Consider the following 894-nt stretch of genomic DNA (forward strand, 5'->3'; position numbering starts at 1 on the left):
GCTGTCCGATATTGCAAATTGTTTACGCCATATTCACTATTTTTCATCGAATTTGCTCCACACAAAACCGTCCTCAAACTCGATTAATTTACGATTGAGTAATGCTTCCCGCGCCCTTTTGAATGCTTTCTGACGCGTGTCCGCCTTGTCGCTTTCGCTCAATCCAAGCTCATCGCAACGTGCTTTCCACTGCCCGATTTCCACAACCCGGCAGGCCGGGAATGTCTTTTCCAGCTTCAGGACGCCATGCTGCTCGACAGCCTCATCCAACGCCCTGATTGCCAGTTTGAGCTTGTCTGGCAGCCCAGACCCTTTGTCGGGCTTCAGACTGTCATCGAAGACAGGCACAAGCGTTCTCTCACATGGCTCAAGCCGGAAACCCCACGAACCGTTGCTGTCCGCGTCCTTGTGGCGCTCGACTGACAGCATCGTGACCATTTTCTCTTTGTCGCCCTCGACACGCATACGACTGTCGAAGCTGCCCCAAAAATGGGTGTGCATTCTGGCGCGCGTCTCATCCTGCCAGCCTGTGTGTGCGACTGTGAGCGTTGCCGCGCCTGTTTCACGCATGATTCTTTGTATGGATCTTGTCCAGGCGCGGGCAGTCGTGTCTTCCACTTCAGTGCCGGACATCGTGCCACCGAAGATATCGAGCACGATCAGGACGCACCCGCCCATGGCTGATACTGATTTTATAAGCACGTCGACGTCTGTCTTGACGTCAAGGCAAATTTCCTTCGGATATAGATAGACGTTCTGCCGTAAGTCCGGATCCGTATTGTAGTGCTCGAACCAACCTGGCACGCGCAGGCGGCCTACGCCGTTGGCGCCTTCCGTGGCGACGAACAGAACCTTGCCGTTGTCGCAAGGGTTGCCGTGCCAGTTGTCTCTTGA

1 protein-coding gene is annotated in these 894 nt (G+C 54.6%); it reads right to left on the reverse strand.

All coding sequences use genetic code 11. The features are described 5' to 3' along the window. Positions 1–36: 36 nt before the first annotated feature. A partial coding sequence (locus ACTJKP_RS26970) for an AAA family ATPase (protein WP_440632843.1) occupies positions 37–894 on the reverse strand: 858 nt, incomplete at its 5' end.

Source organism: Brucella sp. 22210 (genome assembly GCF_052045675.1).
GTDB lineage: Bacteria > Pseudomonadota > Alphaproteobacteria > Rhizobiales > Rhizobiaceae > Brucella.